15 protein-coding genes and 2 riboswitches are annotated in these 18,132 nt (G+C 47.2%); of the genes, 2 read left to right on the forward strand and 13 right to left on the reverse strand.

All coding sequences use genetic code 11. The features are described from left to right. Window positions 1-670: 670 nt before the first annotated feature. Entirely contained in the window at window positions 671-817 is a 147-nt protein-coding gene (locus BMZ06_RS20690) for a hypothetical protein (protein ID WP_175477859.1), read from the forward strand. 80 nt (window positions 818-897) lie between these two features. On the opposite strand, the gene cysI is transcribed toward BMZ06_RS20690, so the two are convergent. The 9 genes from cysI to BMZ06_RS10295 are packed head-to-tail and all read right to left on the reverse strand — an operon-like array spanning window position 898 to window position 10,000. After that, the gene (cysI, locus tag BMZ06_RS10255; RefSeq protein ID WP_089751950.1) at window positions 898-2,613 is read right to left on the reverse strand and encodes an assimilatory sulfite reductase (NADPH) hemoprotein subunit; all 1,716 of its coding nucleotides are present in this window, start codon (window positions 2,611-2,613) and stop codon (window positions 898-900) included. 24 nt (window positions 2,614-2,637) lie between these two features. Beyond that, window positions 2,638-4,461: an assimilatory sulfite reductase (NADPH) flavoprotein subunit gene (locus BMZ06_RS10260; protein WP_089751951.1), complete on the reverse strand. Its 1,824-nt coding sequence runs from the start codon at window positions 4,459-4,461 to the stop codon at window positions 2,638-2,640. A gap of 26 nt (window positions 4,462-4,487) precedes the next feature. Further along, complete coding sequence (locus tag BMZ06_RS10265) at window positions 4,488-5,294, reverse strand: uroporphyrinogen-III synthase (RefSeq protein WP_089751952.1); 807 nt, start codon at window positions 5,292-5,294, stop codon at window positions 4,488-4,490. Further along, entirely contained in the window at window positions 5,254-5,919 is a 666-nt protein-coding gene (locus tag BMZ06_RS10270) for an NAD(P)-binding protein (protein ID WP_089751953.1), read from the reverse strand. Before BMZ06_RS10270 ends, BMZ06_RS10265 begins: the two co-directional genes overlap by 41 nt. Before the next feature lie 18 nt (window positions 5,920-5,937). Then, complete coding sequence (locus tag BMZ06_RS10275; RefSeq protein WP_089751954.1) at window positions 5,938-6,696, reverse strand: sirohydrochlorin chelatase; 759 nt, start codon at window positions 6,694-6,696, stop codon at window positions 5,938-5,940. A 14-nt stretch (window positions 6,697-6,710) separates the two neighbouring features. Next, on the reverse strand, window positions 6,711-7,487 hold the full coding sequence (gene cobA, locus BMZ06_RS10280; protein ID WP_089751955.1) for a uroporphyrinogen-III C-methyltransferase: 777 nt from the start codon (window positions 7,485-7,487) through the stop codon (window positions 6,711-6,713). Then, complete coding sequence (gene cysC, locus BMZ06_RS10285) at window positions 7,484-8,083, reverse strand: adenylyl-sulfate kinase (RefSeq protein ID WP_089751956.1); 600 nt, start codon at window positions 8,081-8,083, stop codon at window positions 7,484-7,486. Before cysC ends, cobA begins: the two co-directional genes overlap by 4 nt. A gap of 17 nt (window positions 8,084-8,100) precedes the next feature. After that, window positions 8,101-9,255 carry a sulfate adenylyltransferase gene (sat, locus tag BMZ06_RS10290; RefSeq protein WP_089751957.1) on the reverse strand — a complete coding sequence of 385 codons (1,155 nt, stop codon included), beginning with the start codon at window positions 9,253-9,255 and terminating at the stop codon, window positions 8,101-8,103. Window positions 9,256-9,268: 13 nt separating this feature from the next. Further along, window positions 9,269-10,000 carry a phosphoadenylyl-sulfate reductase gene (locus tag BMZ06_RS10295; protein ID WP_089751958.1) on the reverse strand — a complete coding sequence of 244 codons (732 nt, stop codon included), beginning with the start codon at window positions 9,998-10,000 and terminating at the stop codon, window positions 9,269-9,271. 101 nt (window positions 10,001-10,101) lie between these two features. Next, a riboswitch (SAM riboswitch) is annotated at window positions 10,102-10,202 on the reverse strand. Between the two features lie 165 nt (window positions 10,203-10,367). Next, a riboswitch (SAM riboswitch) is annotated at window positions 10,368-10,472 on the forward strand. 536 nt (window positions 10,473-11,008) lie between these two features. Between BMZ06_RS10295 and BMZ06_RS10300 the strand changes: the two genes are divergently transcribed. After that, window positions 11,009-11,905, forward strand: coding sequence for a sulfite exporter TauE/SafE family protein (locus tag BMZ06_RS10300; RefSeq protein WP_089751959.1), 897 nt, complete (start codon window positions 11,009-11,011; stop codon window positions 11,903-11,905). 7 nt (window positions 11,906-11,912) lie between these two features. Here the strand turns inward: BMZ06_RS10300 and BMZ06_RS10305 are convergent, their stop codons facing one another. The 4 genes from BMZ06_RS10305 to BMZ06_RS20695 are packed head-to-tail and all read right to left on the reverse strand — an operon-like array spanning window position 11,913 to window position 17,655. Next, a complete protein-coding gene (locus BMZ06_RS10305; RefSeq protein ID WP_089751960.1) occupies window positions 11,913-13,475 on the reverse strand; it encodes a SagB/ThcOx family dehydrogenase in 1,563 nt (520 codons plus the stop codon). A gap of 20 nt (window positions 13,476-13,495) precedes the next feature. Beyond that, complete coding sequence (locus BMZ06_RS10310) at window positions 13,496-15,442, reverse strand: TOMM precursor leader peptide-binding protein (protein ID WP_089751961.1); 1,947 nt, start codon at window positions 15,440-15,442, stop codon at window positions 13,496-13,498. Beyond that, window positions 15,439-17,358, reverse strand: a complete 1,920-nt coding sequence (locus tag BMZ06_RS10315; RefSeq protein ID WP_089751962.1) for a hypothetical protein — start codon at window positions 17,356-17,358, stop codon at window positions 15,439-15,441. Before BMZ06_RS10315 ends, BMZ06_RS10310 begins: the two co-directional genes overlap by 4 nt. Window positions 17,359-17,403: 45 nt before the next feature. After that, complete coding sequence (locus BMZ06_RS20695) at window positions 17,404-17,655, reverse strand: hypothetical protein (RefSeq protein WP_175477860.1); 252 nt, start codon at window positions 17,653-17,655, stop codon at window positions 17,404-17,406. Window positions 17,656-18,132: the final 477 nt, after the last annotated feature.

Raw genomic sequence — 18,132 nt, forward strand, 5'->3', positions numbered from 1 at the left:
GATAAATTGGGTCCGTTACTCTATGTGGAAGAGGGCTGGTGGGGAAATAACTCGCTTTCCTATGGGGGAACGGTGAGCTTCCTCGCTCGTTTCACTCTCTGCGGGATCTCACCTAATTCCTTCTCCCATGGGAGTCTCGCCATTTCCCCACCAGCCCAACTTTATTAGGAAGAACGGACCCTTCGGAAAGAGAGTGTCCTCTCCTCCTTAACCTGCCTGAAATGCTTATATAACAGACTATCTCGCATCGTTCAGCTTGAATAAAGAAAATACACCCGTGATTATTTTTCTTCAAGTGGGAGAAGGATAAACGCGTTTCGAGTTTCTGATTCGGCAAGGTCCGGAGGGGGACGATGAAGACTCCTGTGGGATGAACATGATCGGTAAGATCCCGGAAGGCGAAGCCTGAGGAAGCTTACCACAAGGGATGTTCGACGAAGATCGCCACCTCCTGTGGCAACGTCGAACGACCCTGCGTCGTGCAGGGCCGGAAAGCGAAATCGTCCCCCGCAGGACCTAATTTCCACAAAGGTCTCGAATTCGAGTCTTCAACAAACGGGAGCTTTACTGGAAGATCATCAATTAGATCTAACATAGTCTAGTTATAAATTCAGGCCGATCCACCCATACTAGATACGAATAAAAATTCTCTAGGATGGGATGGAGTCATATGAACGGAAAATACATTATTTATCATCAGGTAACCGGCGGGGTTATTAAAAAAGCAACCATCTACGCGCCTCATCGGGAAACCGCTAAAAAAACTTATTTAGCTAAAAACCCGAAAGCGAAAATCACTCACGTGTTCACGGTCTAATTTAATTTTTCCGATAAAAAACAACCAAGCTGGCTCCCTCCGGACCCAGCTTGATTGCTATGCGCGCGTTACCTTATATATTAAGAATGAAAATCCAGACCGGACTGCACCTCATCAATGTAGCCGGCGCGAATCACATAATCTCCGAAATGCTCATTCTCCTGCCGCTCTTTCGCGTATTCAAACAGCATCGGCTTGATCGTTCCTAAAATCTCTTCTTCTCCAATGTTTTCCTTGTACAGTTTATTCAGGCGATTTCCTGTGAAACCTCCGCCCAAATACATATTATATTTGCCTGGTCCTTTTCCAATAAAACCGATCTCACTGAGCGCCGGGCGTGAACAGCCGTTAGGGCAGCCACTCATCCGGATAACGATTTCTTCATCCTGAAGACCTGCTTCGTCAATCACGTCATCCATTTTATCAATTAAGGATGGCAGGTAGCGTTCTGACTCCGCCATCGCAAGTCCGCACGTTGGAAAAGCGACACACGCCATGGAGTTTCTTCGTAGCGCTGAGTTGTAGCGGCCATCAGTCAGGCCGTACTGCTCCACCAGCTCATCAATTTCCTGCTTCTTCTCTTCTTCAACCCGGGCAATGATTACATTCTGATTGGGTGTCAGGCGGAATTCGCCCTCATGAACTTTCGCGATTTCACGAAGACCTGTCATCACCTGGTTGTCCTCGGAGTCCTTGATCCGGCCGTTTTGGATAAACAGGGTCAGATGCCACAGACCGTCGCCTTCAACCCAGCCGTAGCGGTCGCCGTTATGGTCGAACGTATAAGAACGCTCTTCTTCAAGCTCCCACCCGAGGCGGTTATGAAGCTCCTGCCGCACCCAGTCAAGGCCATGACGATCCACGGTGTACTTGAACCTGGCATTCTTTCGCTCAGAACGGTTGCCGTAGTCCCGCTGGATCGTTAAAATTTTCTCAGCCACATCGACGATTTTTTCAGGCTCGCAGAATCCAATCACACGTGACACTTGCGGATACGTATTCGTGTCGCCATGGGTCATGCCCATACCGCCGCCGACAGCCACATTAAAGCCTTTCAGCTCATTGTTTTCCACGATGGCAATAAAACCAAGATCCTGGGAATAAACATCAATATCGTTGGAAGGCGGCACCGCGATCCCGATCTTGAATTTCCGCGGCAGATAAAGCGAGCCGTATATCGGTTCGACCTCGTACTCGTCCTTGCTGTCTTCCACTTTCTCACCATCGAGCCAGATCTCATGATAGGCTTGGGTGCGTGGCAGCAAGTGCTCACTTACCTTTTTGGACCATTCATAAATCTCGCCATGAATATCCGATTGATACGGATTGGCATTACACATTACATTTCGGTTCACGTCCCCGCAAGCCGCAATCGTATCCATCAGGGACTCATTGATCATTTGAATTTGCTTTTTCATATTCCATTTCAGCACGCCGTGCGTCTGAAACGTCTGCCGGGTTGTCAGCTTCAAGGTGTGATTGCCATACGTATTGGCAATCTCATCCATCACTAGCCACTGCTCCGGGGTCGCCACTCCGCCTGGTAAGCGGACACGCGTCATAAATTGATACGCAGGCTCTAGCTTCTGCTGCTTACGCTCCTGCCTTACATCCCGGTCATCCTGCATATAACTGCCGTGGAACTTCATAAGTTTGGTATCAGAATCCGGAACACTCCCCGTAATCGGATCCTGCAGACTCTCAGCGAGCGAGCCCCGCAAATACCGGCTTTCTTTCTTAATGTCTTCCATTTCACTAGGAGGACCGTGCTGCTGGCTGTCCCTCTGTTTACTCATCCAATCGCTCCTTTCACTTCCCTATTAATAAACATCGCGCTGATAGCGTTTTTCTTTTCTCAAATGATCGATATAAGATTCCGCGTCTTCACGGGACATGTTCCCTTCTTTTTCTGCAATCGTGATTAAAGCTTCATGAACGTCCTTCGCCATATACTTTTCATCACCGCAGACATACACATACGTCCCGTCCTCTAGCCATTGATAAACTTCAGCACTTTTTTCAAGCAGGCGATGCTGAACATAAACTTTTTCCTCGTTATCACGTGAAAAAGCTACATCCATGTTGGTAAGTACACCTTCTTGCAACCAGCGCTGCCACTCTACCTGGTATAGAAAATCTGAGACAAAATGCTGTTCTCCGAAGAATAGCCAGTTCTTGCCGGAAGCTTCCGTTTCTTCCCGTTCTTCAAGGAAAGACCGATACGGCGCCACCCCTGTACCGGCTCCAATCATGAGCACCGGCGCATCAGGATTTTCCGGCAATTTGAAATTCGGATTCTTTTGGACAAAAACAGACAGCTGGTCTCCATGATTCGCGCGCTCAGCGCACTGAATGGAGCAGACGCCAAGTCTCTGCCGGCCGTGGGCCTCATATCGTAGAGCACCAATGGTCAGATGAACCTCATCTGGATTGGCGGCCTGACTGCTGGCAATGGAATACAGACGAACAGGAATTTTCCTGAGAATTCCGATAAAGTCCTGTACGGTTCCTTTCCATGGACCGAAGTCGCGAACGAAGTCCAATACGTCACGTCCGTAGATATAGGCTTTCCACTGCTCGGGATCCTGAAGGATTTCGGCTAGCTGTTCGTTATCCGTCAGTGTCTGCGCTTTTTCAAGCAATGGCTTAGTTAAACAGGTCGTTTCATACGTAGAAAGAAGAGCTTCTCTCAAGGAACGGATTTCCCCGTCCTTATTAATCGGCACCGATTCTTCTGGATTCCAGCCCATCTCTTTAATCAGTTGATCGACGAGCGATTCATCATTTTCTGGGAAAATCGCCAGGCTGTCTCCGGGTTCATAGGATAGATTTGATCCTTCCAAATCCAGTTCCAGATGGCGCGTTTCTTTATTGGACCCGCGTCCATTTAAATTAATATTTTCCAAGATCTCCGCATGAAAAGGGTGAGCACGGGAGTAAACCGGCGTATCATCCGCATGAACAGTCTGGGTATTGCCAGATGGTGCCTGAGTGCCACCTGCAGACTTCTGTTCATTTAATAGGGCGAGCACGCCATCAAACCATTCACCGGCCGGTTCTTCAAAGTCAAGATCACAGTCGACTCTAGGATAGATCCGCTCTGCTCCGAGCTCTTCAAGCTTCTGATCAATATCTTTGCCGGTCTGACAGAAGAATTCGTACGAACTGTCCCCTAAGGAAAGGACAGAGAATCGCACACCGTCCAGTTTCGGAGCACGTTTACTGAATAGAAAATCGTAGAAAGAAAGTGCGTTATCCGGCGGATCCCCATCTCCATGAGTGCTCGTAAGCACCAGCAGATCTTCCACTTTCTTTAGCGCTTTTGGTTTAAAATCATCCATTGATGAAACCGTGACTTGATAGTCCTGCTCTTTTAATTTAGCTGCATATTCATCAGCTAAGGCCTGGCAATTGCCAGTATGGGATCCAAATAAAATCGTAATTTCTCTTGTCGCTTCCACTGTTGTTTCCTGGATTTGCCCACCCGTTTCGGGAACTTGGACGGCCGTATCAGCTTCTGTTGCTGCACTGGATAAATAACCGCTCAGCCATATCTTCTGCTTTTCATTCAAAGTCGGCAGTAAACGGTTCAACAGATCGGCTTGATCCTGATTAAATGGGCTGTTCATAACCTCTAATGGCAAAAAATCCACCTCCTGTAAAAAATCGATTAATAACTTTGGGTCAGCTGTTTAAAGTATTGATTCAGTTTAACTACCATGGCACCCATTTTCTGATTTTCCGGCTGGAGAACTTCGGTAATACCCTGATCTTCCAGTTCTTTTGCTGTTACTTTTCCAACCGCAACCGCCAGTACCTGATCATTAAATTTGCGAATTAAAGTTTCCTGGTCTTCGGTATCTTCAAATAAGTTCTTCACTTGCGTTTTACTTGTAAATACAACCGCTTCAATGGATTGGTCAAATATCTCCATTTTTAATTCCTGAAGATTGGCTGTTTTCGGTTTTTCAAAGGAGTAAGGCTGAGAGAGATAAACCTCATACCCCATCTCTTCCAGGGTCGATTTCCATTTCGCATCGTCAAGATTATAGGCTTGAAGAAATACGCTTCCCCGCTCAGGCGATGCTCTCAGTTCCTTCATCAGTTCAGCCATCGTACCATCAGCAGCAAGAAGCTCCGGCTTCAGTTGATGTTCTTTCATCCAGTCGGTCGTTTTCTTGCCTCTTATGGCCAGACGGCTATCTCTTAATTTTTCAATAAATTCCTCGTGCACCTCGTTCCTAAGAGCCGAGTCGGCAAGCGTTCTGGCTCCGATTCCTGTGGTTAAGATCACCCAATCAAATGAGCCAGTGATCAGATCGCGGACGTTGCCAGCACTTGTGGCTTCATCCAGATTCATTTTTCCCTGAATGGAATATACCACTGGTTCTCCACCGAAATTCCGGATCAGCGTTCCAATTTCTTCCGATCTTCGATCAGCGGCTACGGCCACCCGCTTCCCTAGCAGTCCACTCATGGTCATCTCCTCCTTCCTCTTCTTGCTTAAGCCACTCGAGCATCGATGTCTGCTTCGTTTCATCCATATAATCCTCCTCCACGAGCTTTTTAAGCGTTTCTTGCTTTTCTTCACTCGAAAGACGGGATCGTTTAATGTACTGGCGGCATGTATATAAAAAGTCGACGTAGTCTTCATAATCATGATTGTACTTCTGTTCCAGTTCCTCTTTCATTCGGGCGGAAAGCTTAGGACTTGCTCCTCCCGTCGAAACAGCGATCGATAATCTGCCCCGTTTGATATGACCCGGAAACTGGAGGTTGCCCCGTTCCGCCTGCCCAGTAACATTGACGAGCGGAACCTTAGCGGAAGACTGCCATACCTGTTCGTTTACCAGTTCATTATTAGTTGCAATCACCACTATGTAAGCGTCTTTTATATCCTTAGGCTGGAAGGTTTTCTTCTTCCAGTCCACTTCGGCGTTCTCGGCCATCGCATGCAGTTCAGAAGTTAAGTGAGGGCTCACAATGGTGACTTGAGCCCCGGTGTCAATTAATGTACGGGCTCGTTTACAAGCCACCTTTCCCCCTCCGATAATCACGGCTTTGCGATCTTCCAGTTGGATCATGAGCGGTGTAAACGCCATACTCCCTAACTCCTTTCTTTAAGACAGGACAGGAAACGATTCCTTGTTCTGCAACGCTTCATTCACCCGGTCTGCGAGCGCCTCTACGATTCCAGGGTGATCCTGTAAATAATGAGTCATTTCAATCGAATGACCTTCAGCCTTAAGCTCCTCAATTTTCTTCTGCATAGAGCGGATCAATAGCCCTGTAAACCATAAGTAGGGAACGACCACTGTCCCTTCCCCTTCGCGACCGAGGGAAGTTTCCAACCCTTCTTCAAACGTGGGACTGCAAGCAGCTAAGTAGCAGACATCCACGCTTGAAGCATGGGTTTTACTTTTCAGCTTGTGGGCAATGGATTCAATGTCTCGCTTTGTTTCCGGCTTCCGGCTGCCCCGACCTACTAAAAGCAGGTTTAAAGAGGTTCGTTCTCTGTCCGTTACAGCTTCAATACGGTCAACCAGAACATCAACCAGCCGCTCCTGTACGCCGAGCGGTTTTCCATACGTAAAGGTGACGGATGGAAAGCGTTGCTGCACATGGCTAATTTCCTCTGGAAGGTCCTTGTAGTAATGACCCGCTGACAGAAGAAGCACAGGAATAACAGCAATCTCAGTAGCCCCTTTTTGCACCAGTTCCTCTACTCCATCCTCGACATTAGGTGAGGCAATCTCCAAGTAGCATATCTTCCATAAGGGAACGTTCACATATGCCTGCGCTTTTTCGATACAGGCGACCGCTTCCTTCCTGGTTTCCTCGACTCGACTTCCATGACTCACGTATAATACGGCCTGCATGTTTTACCTCCTTGTTAACCCACTACTTGATGGAATGGATTCTCTTCCTGCTGTGGAAGCGATTCAAACCACTGCAGCGAATCCCGCAGCTTCACCACTTCCCCCACGACAATCATGGATGGATTGGCTATATCTTTTGCTTTTTCTACGATGTTGGAAACAGTACCTGTCACCGTTTGCTGGTGTTCCGTTGTTCCCCATTGCACAAGCGCGATCGGTGTGTCAGCCGAACGTCCATGACGTATCAGTCTTTCACAAATATCAGGCAGTTTTTTGACGCCCATATAGATGCACAGGGTATCCATGCTTTTCACGACGCTTTCCCAGTAGTCTTCTTCGTCGATTCCAAGCTTACTGACCCCCGAGATAAAAGCGACGGAAGAGCTATAATCGCGGTGAGTGACAGGAATGCCTGCATAGGCTGGAGCGGCGATTCCTGAAGTGATGCCGGGAACAACTTCGTATGGAATCCCGCGTTTGGATAAGGCCTCTGCTTCTTCACCGCCTCTACCGAAAACGAAAGGATCGCCGCCTTTCAGACGAGTCACTGTTTTTCCCTGCAGGGCAAATTTGCATAACAGCCCGTTAATGCTCGTTTGACTGAGGGAGTGGTTATTAGGACTTTTTCCGCAATAGACAAGCTCGGTACGCTCTCCTGCTTCATCTAAGAGTTCCTGATTTACAAGACGGTCGTAAAGGATGACATCTGCCTGCTGAATGGCCTTCAACCCTTTAACGGTAATTAAATCCACATCGCCTGGTCCTGCCCCTACGATAAATACTTTGCTCATCCTTTGACCCACCCCTTTTCAATTAAGACAGCAACAAGCTGATCTGCACATGCCTGTTCATCGAGATGGCCGGATTCCAAGGTGACCTCAGGGGAAACGGGTGCTTCATAAGGAGCATCTACACCGGTAAATCCTTTGATTTCTCCTTTTCTTGCTTTCTCGTACAATCCTTTAGGATCACGCTTTTCACATTCATCTACAGGACAATCCACGTGGACTTCGAGGAATTCGCCTTCGTTAAACAGCTCCCTGACTTGATTGCGGTCTTCCTGATAAGGAGAGATAAAAGCCGTCAATACAATCGTTCCACTGTCTGCAAAAAGCTTCGCCACTTCGCCAATCCGGCGGATATTTTCTTTCCGATCTTCTGCTGAAAAACCAAGATCTCCATTAAGTCCCTGACGGATGTTATCCCCGTCTAATAAGTAGGTTTGAAGTCCTTTCTGAAACAGCTGCTGATTGACCAAGTTGGCGATCGTCGATTTACCGGAACCAGATAAACCGGTCAGCCAGAGGACTCCGCTATGGTGTCCGTTTTTCTTTCGATAATCGTTTACATTTACTGATGCGTCATGCCACGTTAGATTGGAGCCCATCTCCATCACCCTTTCCGTTATGAGTCGATTGTTTGTTTATCTCTAAGTCCTTCAATCAGCGTCTCAACGACCTCGGGACGGCTGAATGTTTTTGGTGGTTTTTCACCATTTCTAAGCAGTTCACGTACTTTTGTACCGGAGAAAATGACGTGATGTTCGGCATCATGAGGGCACGTCTTGTGAGAAGCCATTCCTTCACATGCCTCGCAGTAGAAGCTGTGCTCAAAGAACATCGGCGTTATGCCTAGTTCATCTTCTGTAAAATGACGGAAGATTTTCTGCGCGTCGTAGGTTCCGTAGTAATCGCCTACTCCAGCATGGTCACGGCCGACAATGAAGTGGGAACAGCCGAAGTTCTTGCGGACGATGCTGTGGAAAATCGCTTCTCTAGGACCGGCATAACGCATAGCCGCACTAAAGACAGCAAGCACGACACGATTCGCTGGATAGTAGTTTTCGAGCAGTACCTGGTAGCTCTTCATCCTTACATCACTCGGAATATCATCGCTTTTCGTTTCACCGACAAGCGGATTTAAGAACAATCCGTCTACAGTTTCCAGGGATGCTTTCTGGATGTATTCATGAGCACGGTGAACCGGGTTGCGAGTTTGAAAGCCAACGACTTTACTCCATCCCAGCTCTTTAAATAAATCTCTCGACTGGGCAGGATCGAGGTAGAATTTTTCCTCATGTTCCTTCTCCGCACGCTTCGTCAATTCAATTTCACCGGCAACGTAATAGTCCGGACGACCGTAAAGCTTATTTACACCTGGGTGCGCAGACTCTTTGGTTAAGTACACATTCTCTGCTTCTTTTTCTTTATCAGATGAATAGACTTCACTAATCGTGATCGTACCGTAAGTCGTACCGTTTTGAACGAGTGCGGCTTTCTGTCCCGGCTGAAGTGTATCGGCCTGGTCTTTATTCACGGGCAGTGTAATGGGAATACTCCACGGTGTTCCGTCTTTCAGCCTCATATTTTCAACGACGGAATGGTAATCTTCCTCGTTTAGGAAACCGGTTAATGGACTGTAGGCTCCGTTTCCGATCAGCTCTAAATCACTTAATGCCATGGCATCGAGTTCAATTTTTGTTGTGAGGGCTGAAGTGTCAGCCCCTTCGTTAATTTGATTGACAAGCGTCCCGCCGTGGGGAGCGATAATAGTAGACATGTCATTTCCTCCTTTATTCACTCTCGTTGTTACCTGTGGTATGAAGACCGCACTCGGTCTTGTTAAAGCCTTTCCATCGTCCGGAGCGATCATTGCTGTCCGCTGCAAACGTACAAGGGATACATCCAATACTTGGATAGCCTTGATCGTGCAAATCATTGTAATCCAAGTCGTTTACTCGGATATATTGCCATACGTCGTCCCATGTCCAGTAAATAAGGGGACATACCTTTATGGATTCAAAACGGTCATCTTTATTTATAAAATTCGTATGGCTCCGGCTTACCGACTGTTCGCGCCGCAGTCCGGATACCCAGGCTGTGGCTCCGCTTAATGCTTCTTCCAGCGGTTTAATTTTACGGATAAAGCAGCATTGATCCGGCTCTCGTTTCCATAAAGCTGAGCCGTGTTTTTCAGCCTGCTGTTCCAGTGTTAATTCCGGTTTTTTCATTTCAATATTCAAGTCAGGGTATCTTTTCTTCACCTTATCGATTAAATCGTATGTTTCCTGAAAATGAATTTCCGTATCAAGAAAAACGATGTGGGCATCTTTTTTTACTTTTGCAATTAAATCAATGAGCACAATTCCTTCGGCCCCGAAACTGCAGGCGTAGGTTATGGAAGATCCATAGGTATCATAAGCCCATTGCAGCACCTCAAGTGCTCCCTTGGTTTCCCCTTCAGGGCCCAGGTGTTCAAAAGGATCGCCTGTAAACTCTTCATAAGTTATGGCTGGATTCGTCATTTTTCTCCTCCCTTCCCACAAAACAAAACGCTAAAAATCAAAAACCTCTCTTCTTGAAAAAAGAAGAGAGGCGTTCAGCAGAAATAAGCCAGCGTCTCATCTTCTCATCTTTCAAGTGATAGCTTGCTGGAATTGGCACAGCGTCTGTCGACCCGTTGCCGAGGCTTCAAAGGGCCAGTCCCTCCACCTCTCGAGATAAGAAAACGATGATTGAATTTTTTTGAAATGTGATTGATTAAAATCTTATGCCCCTTTTCACTATATGTCAATGCTTAATTTAAATATTCTGTATTTTAAAAAATCGTTCTTGACAGGACATGCCCTTCCCATTTAGATTGAATAGTATCTTAATTTTAAAAATTAAATATCCTTATAGAGAGCCGGGGAAGGAATCTGGTCCGTTGATCCCGCAGCAACCTCTCCTTGTCGGAGAAGGTGCTCATTCCAGCAGACATTGTCTGAGAGATAAGGTTAAGCTATGCAGCTTTTCACCTCTTTCCTCAGGAAAGAGGTTTTTTCTTAGCCTTTTTACAAATGATCTGGTAGGAATTGTGATTTTTACTCTCTTAAACTTCCGTGCTGATTTTAAAGTAAAGCTTCCATTAGTTGAAGACTTGATTTCGAGTCTTTTGTGGAAATTAGGTCCTTAGGGGGGACGATTTCGCTTTCCGGCCCTGCACGACGCAGGAAAGCGAGTTGTCTCCGGAGCCGCCTTAGTCTATATTTTGGCAACGGACCCGAGTTATCTCAAAGCTTAGTCTTACAGAAAACGGCTCTATTGTGTAATAAGCTTCTAATGAAAAACAATAATAAATTTTAACAAAGAAGTGACTTTATCCATTTCAGGTCCATATAGTGTAAGACTCAAGATGGAATCTGCTAAGAGAACAACTCGCTTTTCTGTGCCCTGTAAGCATAGTTAGAAATACATAACAGCTAGATTTTTTTATACGTAAAACCAAGTAAATCAATCAGAATAATAAATTATAGAAACAGGAGTGATGTAACTTGAGAAGATTACTTATTTTTTCGTTCGTCGGTTTTTTTGCCCAGCTGATCGACGGTGCCCTGGGGATGGCTTTTGGACTCAGCTCTTCCTCCCTTTTGCTCGCTTACGGGGTAGCTCCCGCGATTGCCTCCTCTTCGATTCATATGTCTGAAATAGCTACAACAGCTGTCTCAGGCTTTTCTCATTACAAGTTCGGGAATCTGGACAAAAAATTAGCCCTGACCTTAATTCTTCCGGGGTCGGTCAGCGCATTTTTGGGAGCTGCTTTTTTGAGCAATCTCCCTGGAGATATGATTAAACCTTTTATCTCATCTTTCTTGCTTTTGCTCGGAATCTATATCGTCGCTCGCTTTCTTTTCCTGCGCCCGTCAAACGACAACAAAAAGAGAATGCCGCTCAAAAAACGTTTTCTATATCCACTTGGCTTCCTGGCTGGATTCTTTGATTCCATTGGCGGCGGTGGATGGGGACCTATCAATACCCCCGTTCTTCTTTCACAAAAAGGAGCAACACCAAGAAAAGTCATCGGTACAGTGGATACGACCGAGTTTGCTGTGACCACTTCTGCAACCCTCGGCTTCCTCCTGTTTTTAGGGATCGAGCAGTTCAACTGGCTGTGGGTGGCGGCCTTTGTGATTGGCGGAGTCCTGGCAGCTCCGCTTGCTGCCTGGCTGGTCCGGATCATCCCTGCCTTGATTCTCGGCGTTCTGGCCGGCGGATTTATTATTTTAGTGAATTTGCGTACTGTCCTTCTGTCCCTTTCCGTCAGCGGGGATGTGCTGGCGATGGTCTATACCGTCCTTATAGCCGGGTGGGCAGCTGCCGTCTTTTTCTCCATCAAGCGAAACATTCAATTTAAACGGCAGGAGCCTTCTCCTATGAGAGAAACATCGTAGTTGGCCTTTAAAGATGCATGGCACCAGTCAGACGGCTCTTTGGACGATGGCATCCAATAGGAATCTGTATAAGCGTGGTCTGGTCGGATGTTTTCAAGTTATAGAGGGAATCACAGTGGTTCACATCAAATCCAAGTAAAGGGTGACCGTTCATCCCAAGGGCGCTTGCTGACAGTAATAGCCGCTGCATCAGCACCCCCGCTTCCATATGCTGGATGCGGTATCCTCTATGCCCGAGCTCCTTTTTATAAAAAGAACGGTCACCTGCTATGTGAAGACAGATAGGGATCTGTTGAAAATTAACGTAATCCATGTTCATTCCTGCCTGCAGCTCCGGCCGAAAATCCCCCGCTTTCAATTTGATTAATGAATGAGAAACGTGGTCATAACGATAAGCTCCATCACCGATCCCTTCCACCTGATAAAAACATCCAAAAAGGGAGAGACGAGAGGCTATATCTCCTGCTTCATCAAGGTCCGTCGGGCACGTAAAGGAAGTACAGGCATGCTGAAAGAGAGCAGCCAGCTTCTCTGCGTTTATCTTCCCCGGTATAAAATCCATCTCGGGGGAATGCCGGTTACGGAAGACCTCATATTTGTTTGTGTGTAACTTTTCTCCTTCAGGCAGAGAAACTCTCGGCCTGTTCTCCATTTTCCGCGCTCCTTTTTCAAGAAGCCTGAATAATCCTGTTGATTCCATCATGGAACTTTGGTTGATTTCAATAATTTGAGGGAATTGCTTCACGTTTTTGGAGCGTTGAACATAGCTGGTTTTAAGTGCTGGAAGTTCAGCGCACAGCTCTTCTGCACTTTGTTTTTTTCCGCATCCCCTCTGGATAGGGAGTTCTTCTTTCCTGGACAGAGGGATTACCGCATAGATACTTTCCTCCCTGTCATCGAGCCCGAGTAAATGGTTGACCGCACGATCTAGAAATTGAAAATGAACCCGGGCATGATAATGAAAGGATTGCTCCGCCTCAATCATCTGACCGATAAGCGCCCCTGCATCAAGTCCCTGCAATCGATAAGAAAAATTATGGTATTTAAAGAAATTCTTCCAGAACATCGACGAAATCATGATGGCACCAAAGCCATCCGCAAGATTTGCGCGATTACCGAGAGCAGCATTTAAATAGACATCGAAATTTCCTTCGCGAAGTAACAGAAGACGATGGTGAGAAGGATCATAATGATAAACGCCGTGCGGCAGCTCTTCCACTTTCAAGTAGATGTACAATTCGTTTGGGTAAAGACCGCCGCCTGAGGGGGCGAAGCGCCGCAGAGATTGGATCGTTTCCACGGATTCTCCCCCCGCCGTTAGTGCGGTTTGGCTGAACTGCGTCAATCCATAACTGCACCAGAGAAAAGAACCAAGGGCAGGAACATTCGTTTTGCAGGCTGCCTTCTCTACTTTAGATGAAAGCGGGATCTTATCAGGCAGCGGAAACTCCGGTAACCCGCGGTAAATTTTAAAAGGAAGCGGCGCGTCTTCCCAGTCGATTTCCCAGTCACCTGGATTTACATGATCACTTTGAAAGTGCAGTTGATGTAAGAACAAGTCAAGATCCATGACGAACCTCCTTGAACCCGTTAAGGAAATGGGTGCGGATAAGGATTCAGGTCTTCTAAGGTCAGCGGCCGACTGATATAGCCAAGTTCTTTTGGCACGTGTAATACTCTGTTAAGCCCTGTGATACGAGTGAGGTGGTGACCAAATGTCATCGGCAGCATCCCCGGGATTAATACTTTTACGCAATGAAGATCGTTTCTCCGGATTTCCGGCGTGGTTTGATCGACCACGATAACATCGAGGTCCAACTCGCTGAAAACATTCATAAGATCCCGGACGTCAGCCGTCAGATCAGGATGGCTCCGGTCCCAGTTAAACGCCTCCGCAAATGACTGCTGCTTCTGCTCATTTTTCAATAAAAAGTCGAGACGCTCTTCTGCTTCTGGCAGTCCATACAGCATCCCGTGGTCATCCATTTTCTGAACGAGCGACGAATCATCCAGCATGGCGGCATATTTGTTTTTATTCTGCTCGAATTCTTTATTCAATGGTTTAACCATGCCTATACTTTCTACGATCGCACTTTTCACCGCTCTAATCGGATCAAGATGTGCACCAGCTGCGCAAATAAGATTCAATCCGGCCTGATCGGGGTCACGTTTTTTGATAATCGTGAATATACACGGAATGCCGTGCTCCATGGTGGCATTGTACAAGTATAGATCATAGCCTGCTTCTTCACGCATCCGGTCGATCATTAACAGCAGCTCTTTATCTCCTGAAGTGTATGGATCAATACGCGGGAGCGGAAGCCTGGCGTACCACGTCATGAGAAAAGAATCCCGTTCCAGTACTTCAAGCATTCCGTGGAAAATGGCTTCCTCCAGGCTTCCACCAAGGGCACATCCATTGGAAGTTTCAAACACGAATCCATCCCCGCAGCCCATGCTGTAATAAGCGAGACGCTCCGGAACCAGAAGGGGAGCTTTTTTCTGAAAAGAGTACCCCCACACCCAGTTCATTTTTCGATCGGGGTGAAAAGCGGTAAACGGAAAATGAGGCTGCGCGTATTGTTTGTTCGAATGAATCCCTGCCTGAAGGGGATGTAAAGCGGAATCGAGATTGCTGTAGCTATCATAGACGACCGTTCGTTTTCCCCGCGGTTCCATCCCGCAGGATCGTTCCAGCCCTTCGAGGATGGCGGTCATTTCACTTTCAGCGTATGAGTTTGTTCGTCCAGCTGTCCCTTCATCCCCGTCCATTATAGGTAGGTTGACAATAACATCGGCAAACGGCGTTTCAAAATCCTGCAATTTATTGTTTAACATTCCAGTCCTAGGGTCGAGATATTCTATTGAAAGGACGCTGCTTAACTCTTCCTTTGACCGGCATCGATAGCTGTTTTTATCAATTTTCATACTTGGCTTAAGCGTGATTTCAGCAGCAGAAGCTGAATCCTCCGGCCGAATGCTGCAAACCGGGCATGAGGAATCCGGAAGTATGACATGTCGTGAGGTATCGAGTGTCTTAAGATTTATCCGGTAAAGCGATTCTTTGAGTAACGTCGGTCGCTCTTTCCACACCTGCTCTACTTCATTTTTAATCAGACAGGCCATTTGCCTGAAGGCTGTTTCAGATCCCCACTCCTCCTCACGGCCGGAGTGATTTTCAAGAAGAGTCTGTCTCATCTTCCAAAGATCCTGTCGATCCGTAGCTGCCATCAACCTCCGGGACTCCGCACATTGAGAACATCCTGCACTTCCGGGTCTTACAAGCGGCCCCACGAACCCAGCCCCAAATGAAACGAATCCAGGAATCCACTCCACTCCGCAGTTCACTGCAGCCGCTTCCGCCTGTAGATAAATCGATGGGGCCCAGGCATCATGGAGCACAATCATCAGTCTTGTATCCTCAGGTATAGGCGCGTTAAAATCAGGCAGCCTGGCAATTTCCCATTGGGGACTCAGCTCTTCTGCTGTCAGTTGAAGCAGCTTTCCCCTTCCGACCAATGCAATGGTGGAATTCACCCTGTTTCCTCCTCTCTCACAACCACGCCGAAGAGATCAATAATCCCATCGTCTTTAAAAGGGTCCATAGAAACTTTTGTAAAGAAAAGATCTTGATGGCTGCGTTTCAGTCGCTGAATGACAGACATAAGAACCTCGGGGTCCCCTGACTCACAAAAAGGAATATCAAGAGAGTGGACTCCTCCATTCTTATTTTTCATTGATGCAAAACAAGCGTCTGATGCGGCCGTGCGACCAGGGTTTTGCTCCTCCATCAAAGCACGACGCAATGCTTCGCGCAAAGCGAGCGTACGTGTGAATCCTATACTTCCGTGCCACTTCTGATTTCTGGCTTTCGTCCAAACAACCGGAAACCCATAAGCATCTTCCCCGATCCCGAGCTCCACGGTCTTCTTCAGCGTTTGTAAGGCTTGATAATAGAAGCGGCATTGTTCATCTTCAATCCTGTTTAACTCAAGCTTCGCGGGGGTCATTTCCGTCTCACTTACTTGCAGTTTCCAATGTTCTTCAAGTAGGTTGGTAAGTGCCCGGCTGAAGGCTGTTCTTGTACCGGCTTCTCCTGCTCCTAAATAAAGCCTTGCTGTACGCTCGTTCGCAGCGTCTAACGAATTTAGGATATCTTTTTTTAGAGGGGAAAGGTACTGCTCAATTCCAGCAAGCCCTGCTTCCCGTCTCGCTTCTTCATGGGTCATGGCAGCACAGATTATACTTGCGTGCGGGTTCACAGAGTGAATATCTACTGCTTGCACCTCGCACTGGGATAAAGGCAGCTGAGGCAGATCTCCCTCTTCATAACGACAGAAGATTCCTAAAGGCCCAGACGCCAACTCACTAAAGTAAAAGAACCATTCTTTTTCTGGCTTCGCTTCTTTATCCTTCGTTTTTTCTAAAACGTCTTCTACCCTTTCAGCCGCTATGTGACCTGTTACGAGCGGATGTGGTTTAAACGAATGCCATTTCCCCTCCAGGGTTTCGTTCGTAAGCACAAACATATGGTTCGAAGGATGAACATCCGGCACTCCGGTCATCTTCTTAAACCATTCGAACACAGCCACATTTGTAAGCATTGCTGCAGCTGGTGACGAAATAATTCGACCCGGATCCCCCTCGTCTCCTTCCTTCCTGCCAAGACTAAGCCAGGCCGATTCAAAACAGTAATCCGATCCTGGTCGTTCCATAGGTCCCGCAAACCCTTCCGTTCCGCTGCATAGCATAGGAATAAACCATTTATGCTTTTTATGACAGGCAGTGAGAAGAGATTTCCGTTCTTCATGATGGTCTTGATGGGAAGCGTAAAAAACAGCATCATATGGTTCGACCTCTTGCTCCCAGGAAAAAGGGGGTTCCAGAGCTATGCTGAGGCGTACCTCAGGATCCGTTTCCCTCGCCCAGGCTTCCAGCTCCCTCACTCGACGCCGGACGCTTTCGTTCTCATCGGTTACGATGACATGAAACCCCGACAAACCAGAGGTGAGAAGTGCAGACACTAACCCGAGCAGCATGCTTCCTTCCCCAGCAGCGACTACTTTTTTCTTACGGTACTGTTGGAACCGGAAGCTGGCAGAATCGCCGAAGCTCTCCAGGAATTCGATTTGAGAAGCGAACTTCTCCGCTACCTGCGGATGTAGCTCATGAGGACGATCTTCACTCACGTCCCGAAGAAATCCATTGTTATAAAGAACGTCCGTCATCTCGTAAACGCGCGCATGATAGGGCTGCGATAATCCTTCGGTTAAATCAGCCAATGAATGTTCTCCATTGAGCATGGGAACCAATTTTTCGACCCATTGATGAATGGCCTTTCCTTCCATCCGAAATGATCCTGCATTGTTTCGGAAATAAACACTCCCGTCCGGTTCTGGCATGAAAAAAGTACCCTTCTTTACCTTTAAACACATCGAAGGTTTTACATTCACTATGACACTCCTCCTTACCAACTGAGCTGACTTCCTTCTATGATTCTATGTACTTCCCTTTGTCTCATATGACTTCATCAAAAGAAGGACCCCTGCAGAACTTTTCTGCAAGGGTAGGAAAAAAGTATATATAAATGTAGAAAACTTAACGTCCGCAACGACCGCAGCCGGCACAACGTGCACATCTTGCACAACCTGCACAGCCACCACAACCAGCGCAACGCGCACAACCGCCACAGCCTCCGCAACCGCCACAGCCAGCACAACGGAAACAGCCAAAGCAACCAAAACACACAAATCCAAAACCTACACATAATCGAGAGTTATTGCCATAGTCGTGAGCTTGCTCACTCGGCACTAACTGCTGGGCATGAAATTCACCGACATCTAAATGCTGTAGTTCATTTTGAAACTGATTCATATGGGGAACCTCCATCATTATTCAGATTTACTCCTGATCAGGAAACGCTCTTTTAAAAGATACTTTCCCAATCAAAGTATGACGAAGGCCTGGGCACTGTTACTCGGAATCATCGCACTGATATTTATTTAGATGAGTAACAGCTTGTGGATAGTAAGAAGACGATAGAATTGTGAAGAAACGTTTCGTACTCTTAATCGGACGATTTGGAGGTGTATTGTAACGGGATTGGGGCTTGCTGGATTTTAATTGGGCTGTCTGCTGGCTCGATTGGGCCGTCCGCTGGCTCAATTGGGTCGTCCGTTGACTCAATTGGGCCGTCCGCTTCCTCATTTGGGCCGTCCGCTTCCTCA

The sequence above is a fragment of the Halobacillus alkaliphilus genome, assembly GCF_900113125.1.
In the GTDB taxonomy this organism is placed as follows: Bacteria; Bacillota; Bacilli; order Bacillales; family Halobacillaceae; genus Halobacillus; species Halobacillus alkaliphilus.

Bases quoted from the DNA above. Each gene is read 5' to 3' on its own strand.
- BMZ06_RS20690 (WP_175477859.1), top strand. From the start codon at position 671: ATGAACGGAAAATACATTATTTATCATCAGGTAACCGGCGGGGTTATT.
- cysI (WP_089751950.1), bottom strand. From the start codon at position 2,613: ATGAGTAAACAGAGGGACAGCCAGCAGCACGGTCCTCCTAGTGAAATG.
- BMZ06_RS10265 (WP_089751952.1), bottom strand. From the start codon at position 5,294: ATGAGTGGACTGCTAGGGAAGCGGGTGGCCGTAGCCGCTGATCGAAGA.
- BMZ06_RS10270 (WP_089751953.1), bottom strand. From the start codon at position 5,919: ATGGCGTTTACACCGCTCATGATCCAACTGGAAGATCGCAAAGCCGTG.
- BMZ06_RS10275 (WP_089751954.1), bottom strand. From the start codon at position 6,696: ATGCAGGCCGTATTATACGTGAGTCATGGAAGTCGAGTCGAGGAAACC.
- cobA (WP_089751955.1), bottom strand. From the start codon at position 7,487: ATGAGCAAAGTATTTATCGTAGGGGCAGGACCAGGCGATGTGGATTTA.
- cysC (WP_089751956.1), bottom strand. From the start codon at position 8,083: ATGGGCTCCAATCTAACGTGGCATGACGCATCAGTAAATGTAAACGAT.
- sat (WP_089751957.1), bottom strand. From the start codon at position 9,255: ATGTCTACTATTATCGCTCCCCACGGCGGGACGCTTGTCAATCAAATT.
- BMZ06_RS10295 (WP_089751958.1), bottom strand. From the start codon at position 10,000: ATGACGAATCCAGCCATAACTTATGAAGAGTTTACAGGCGATCCTTTT.
- BMZ06_RS10305 (WP_089751960.1), bottom strand. From the start codon at position 13,475: ATGGATCTTGACTTGTTCTTACATCAACTGCACTTTCAAAGTGATCAT.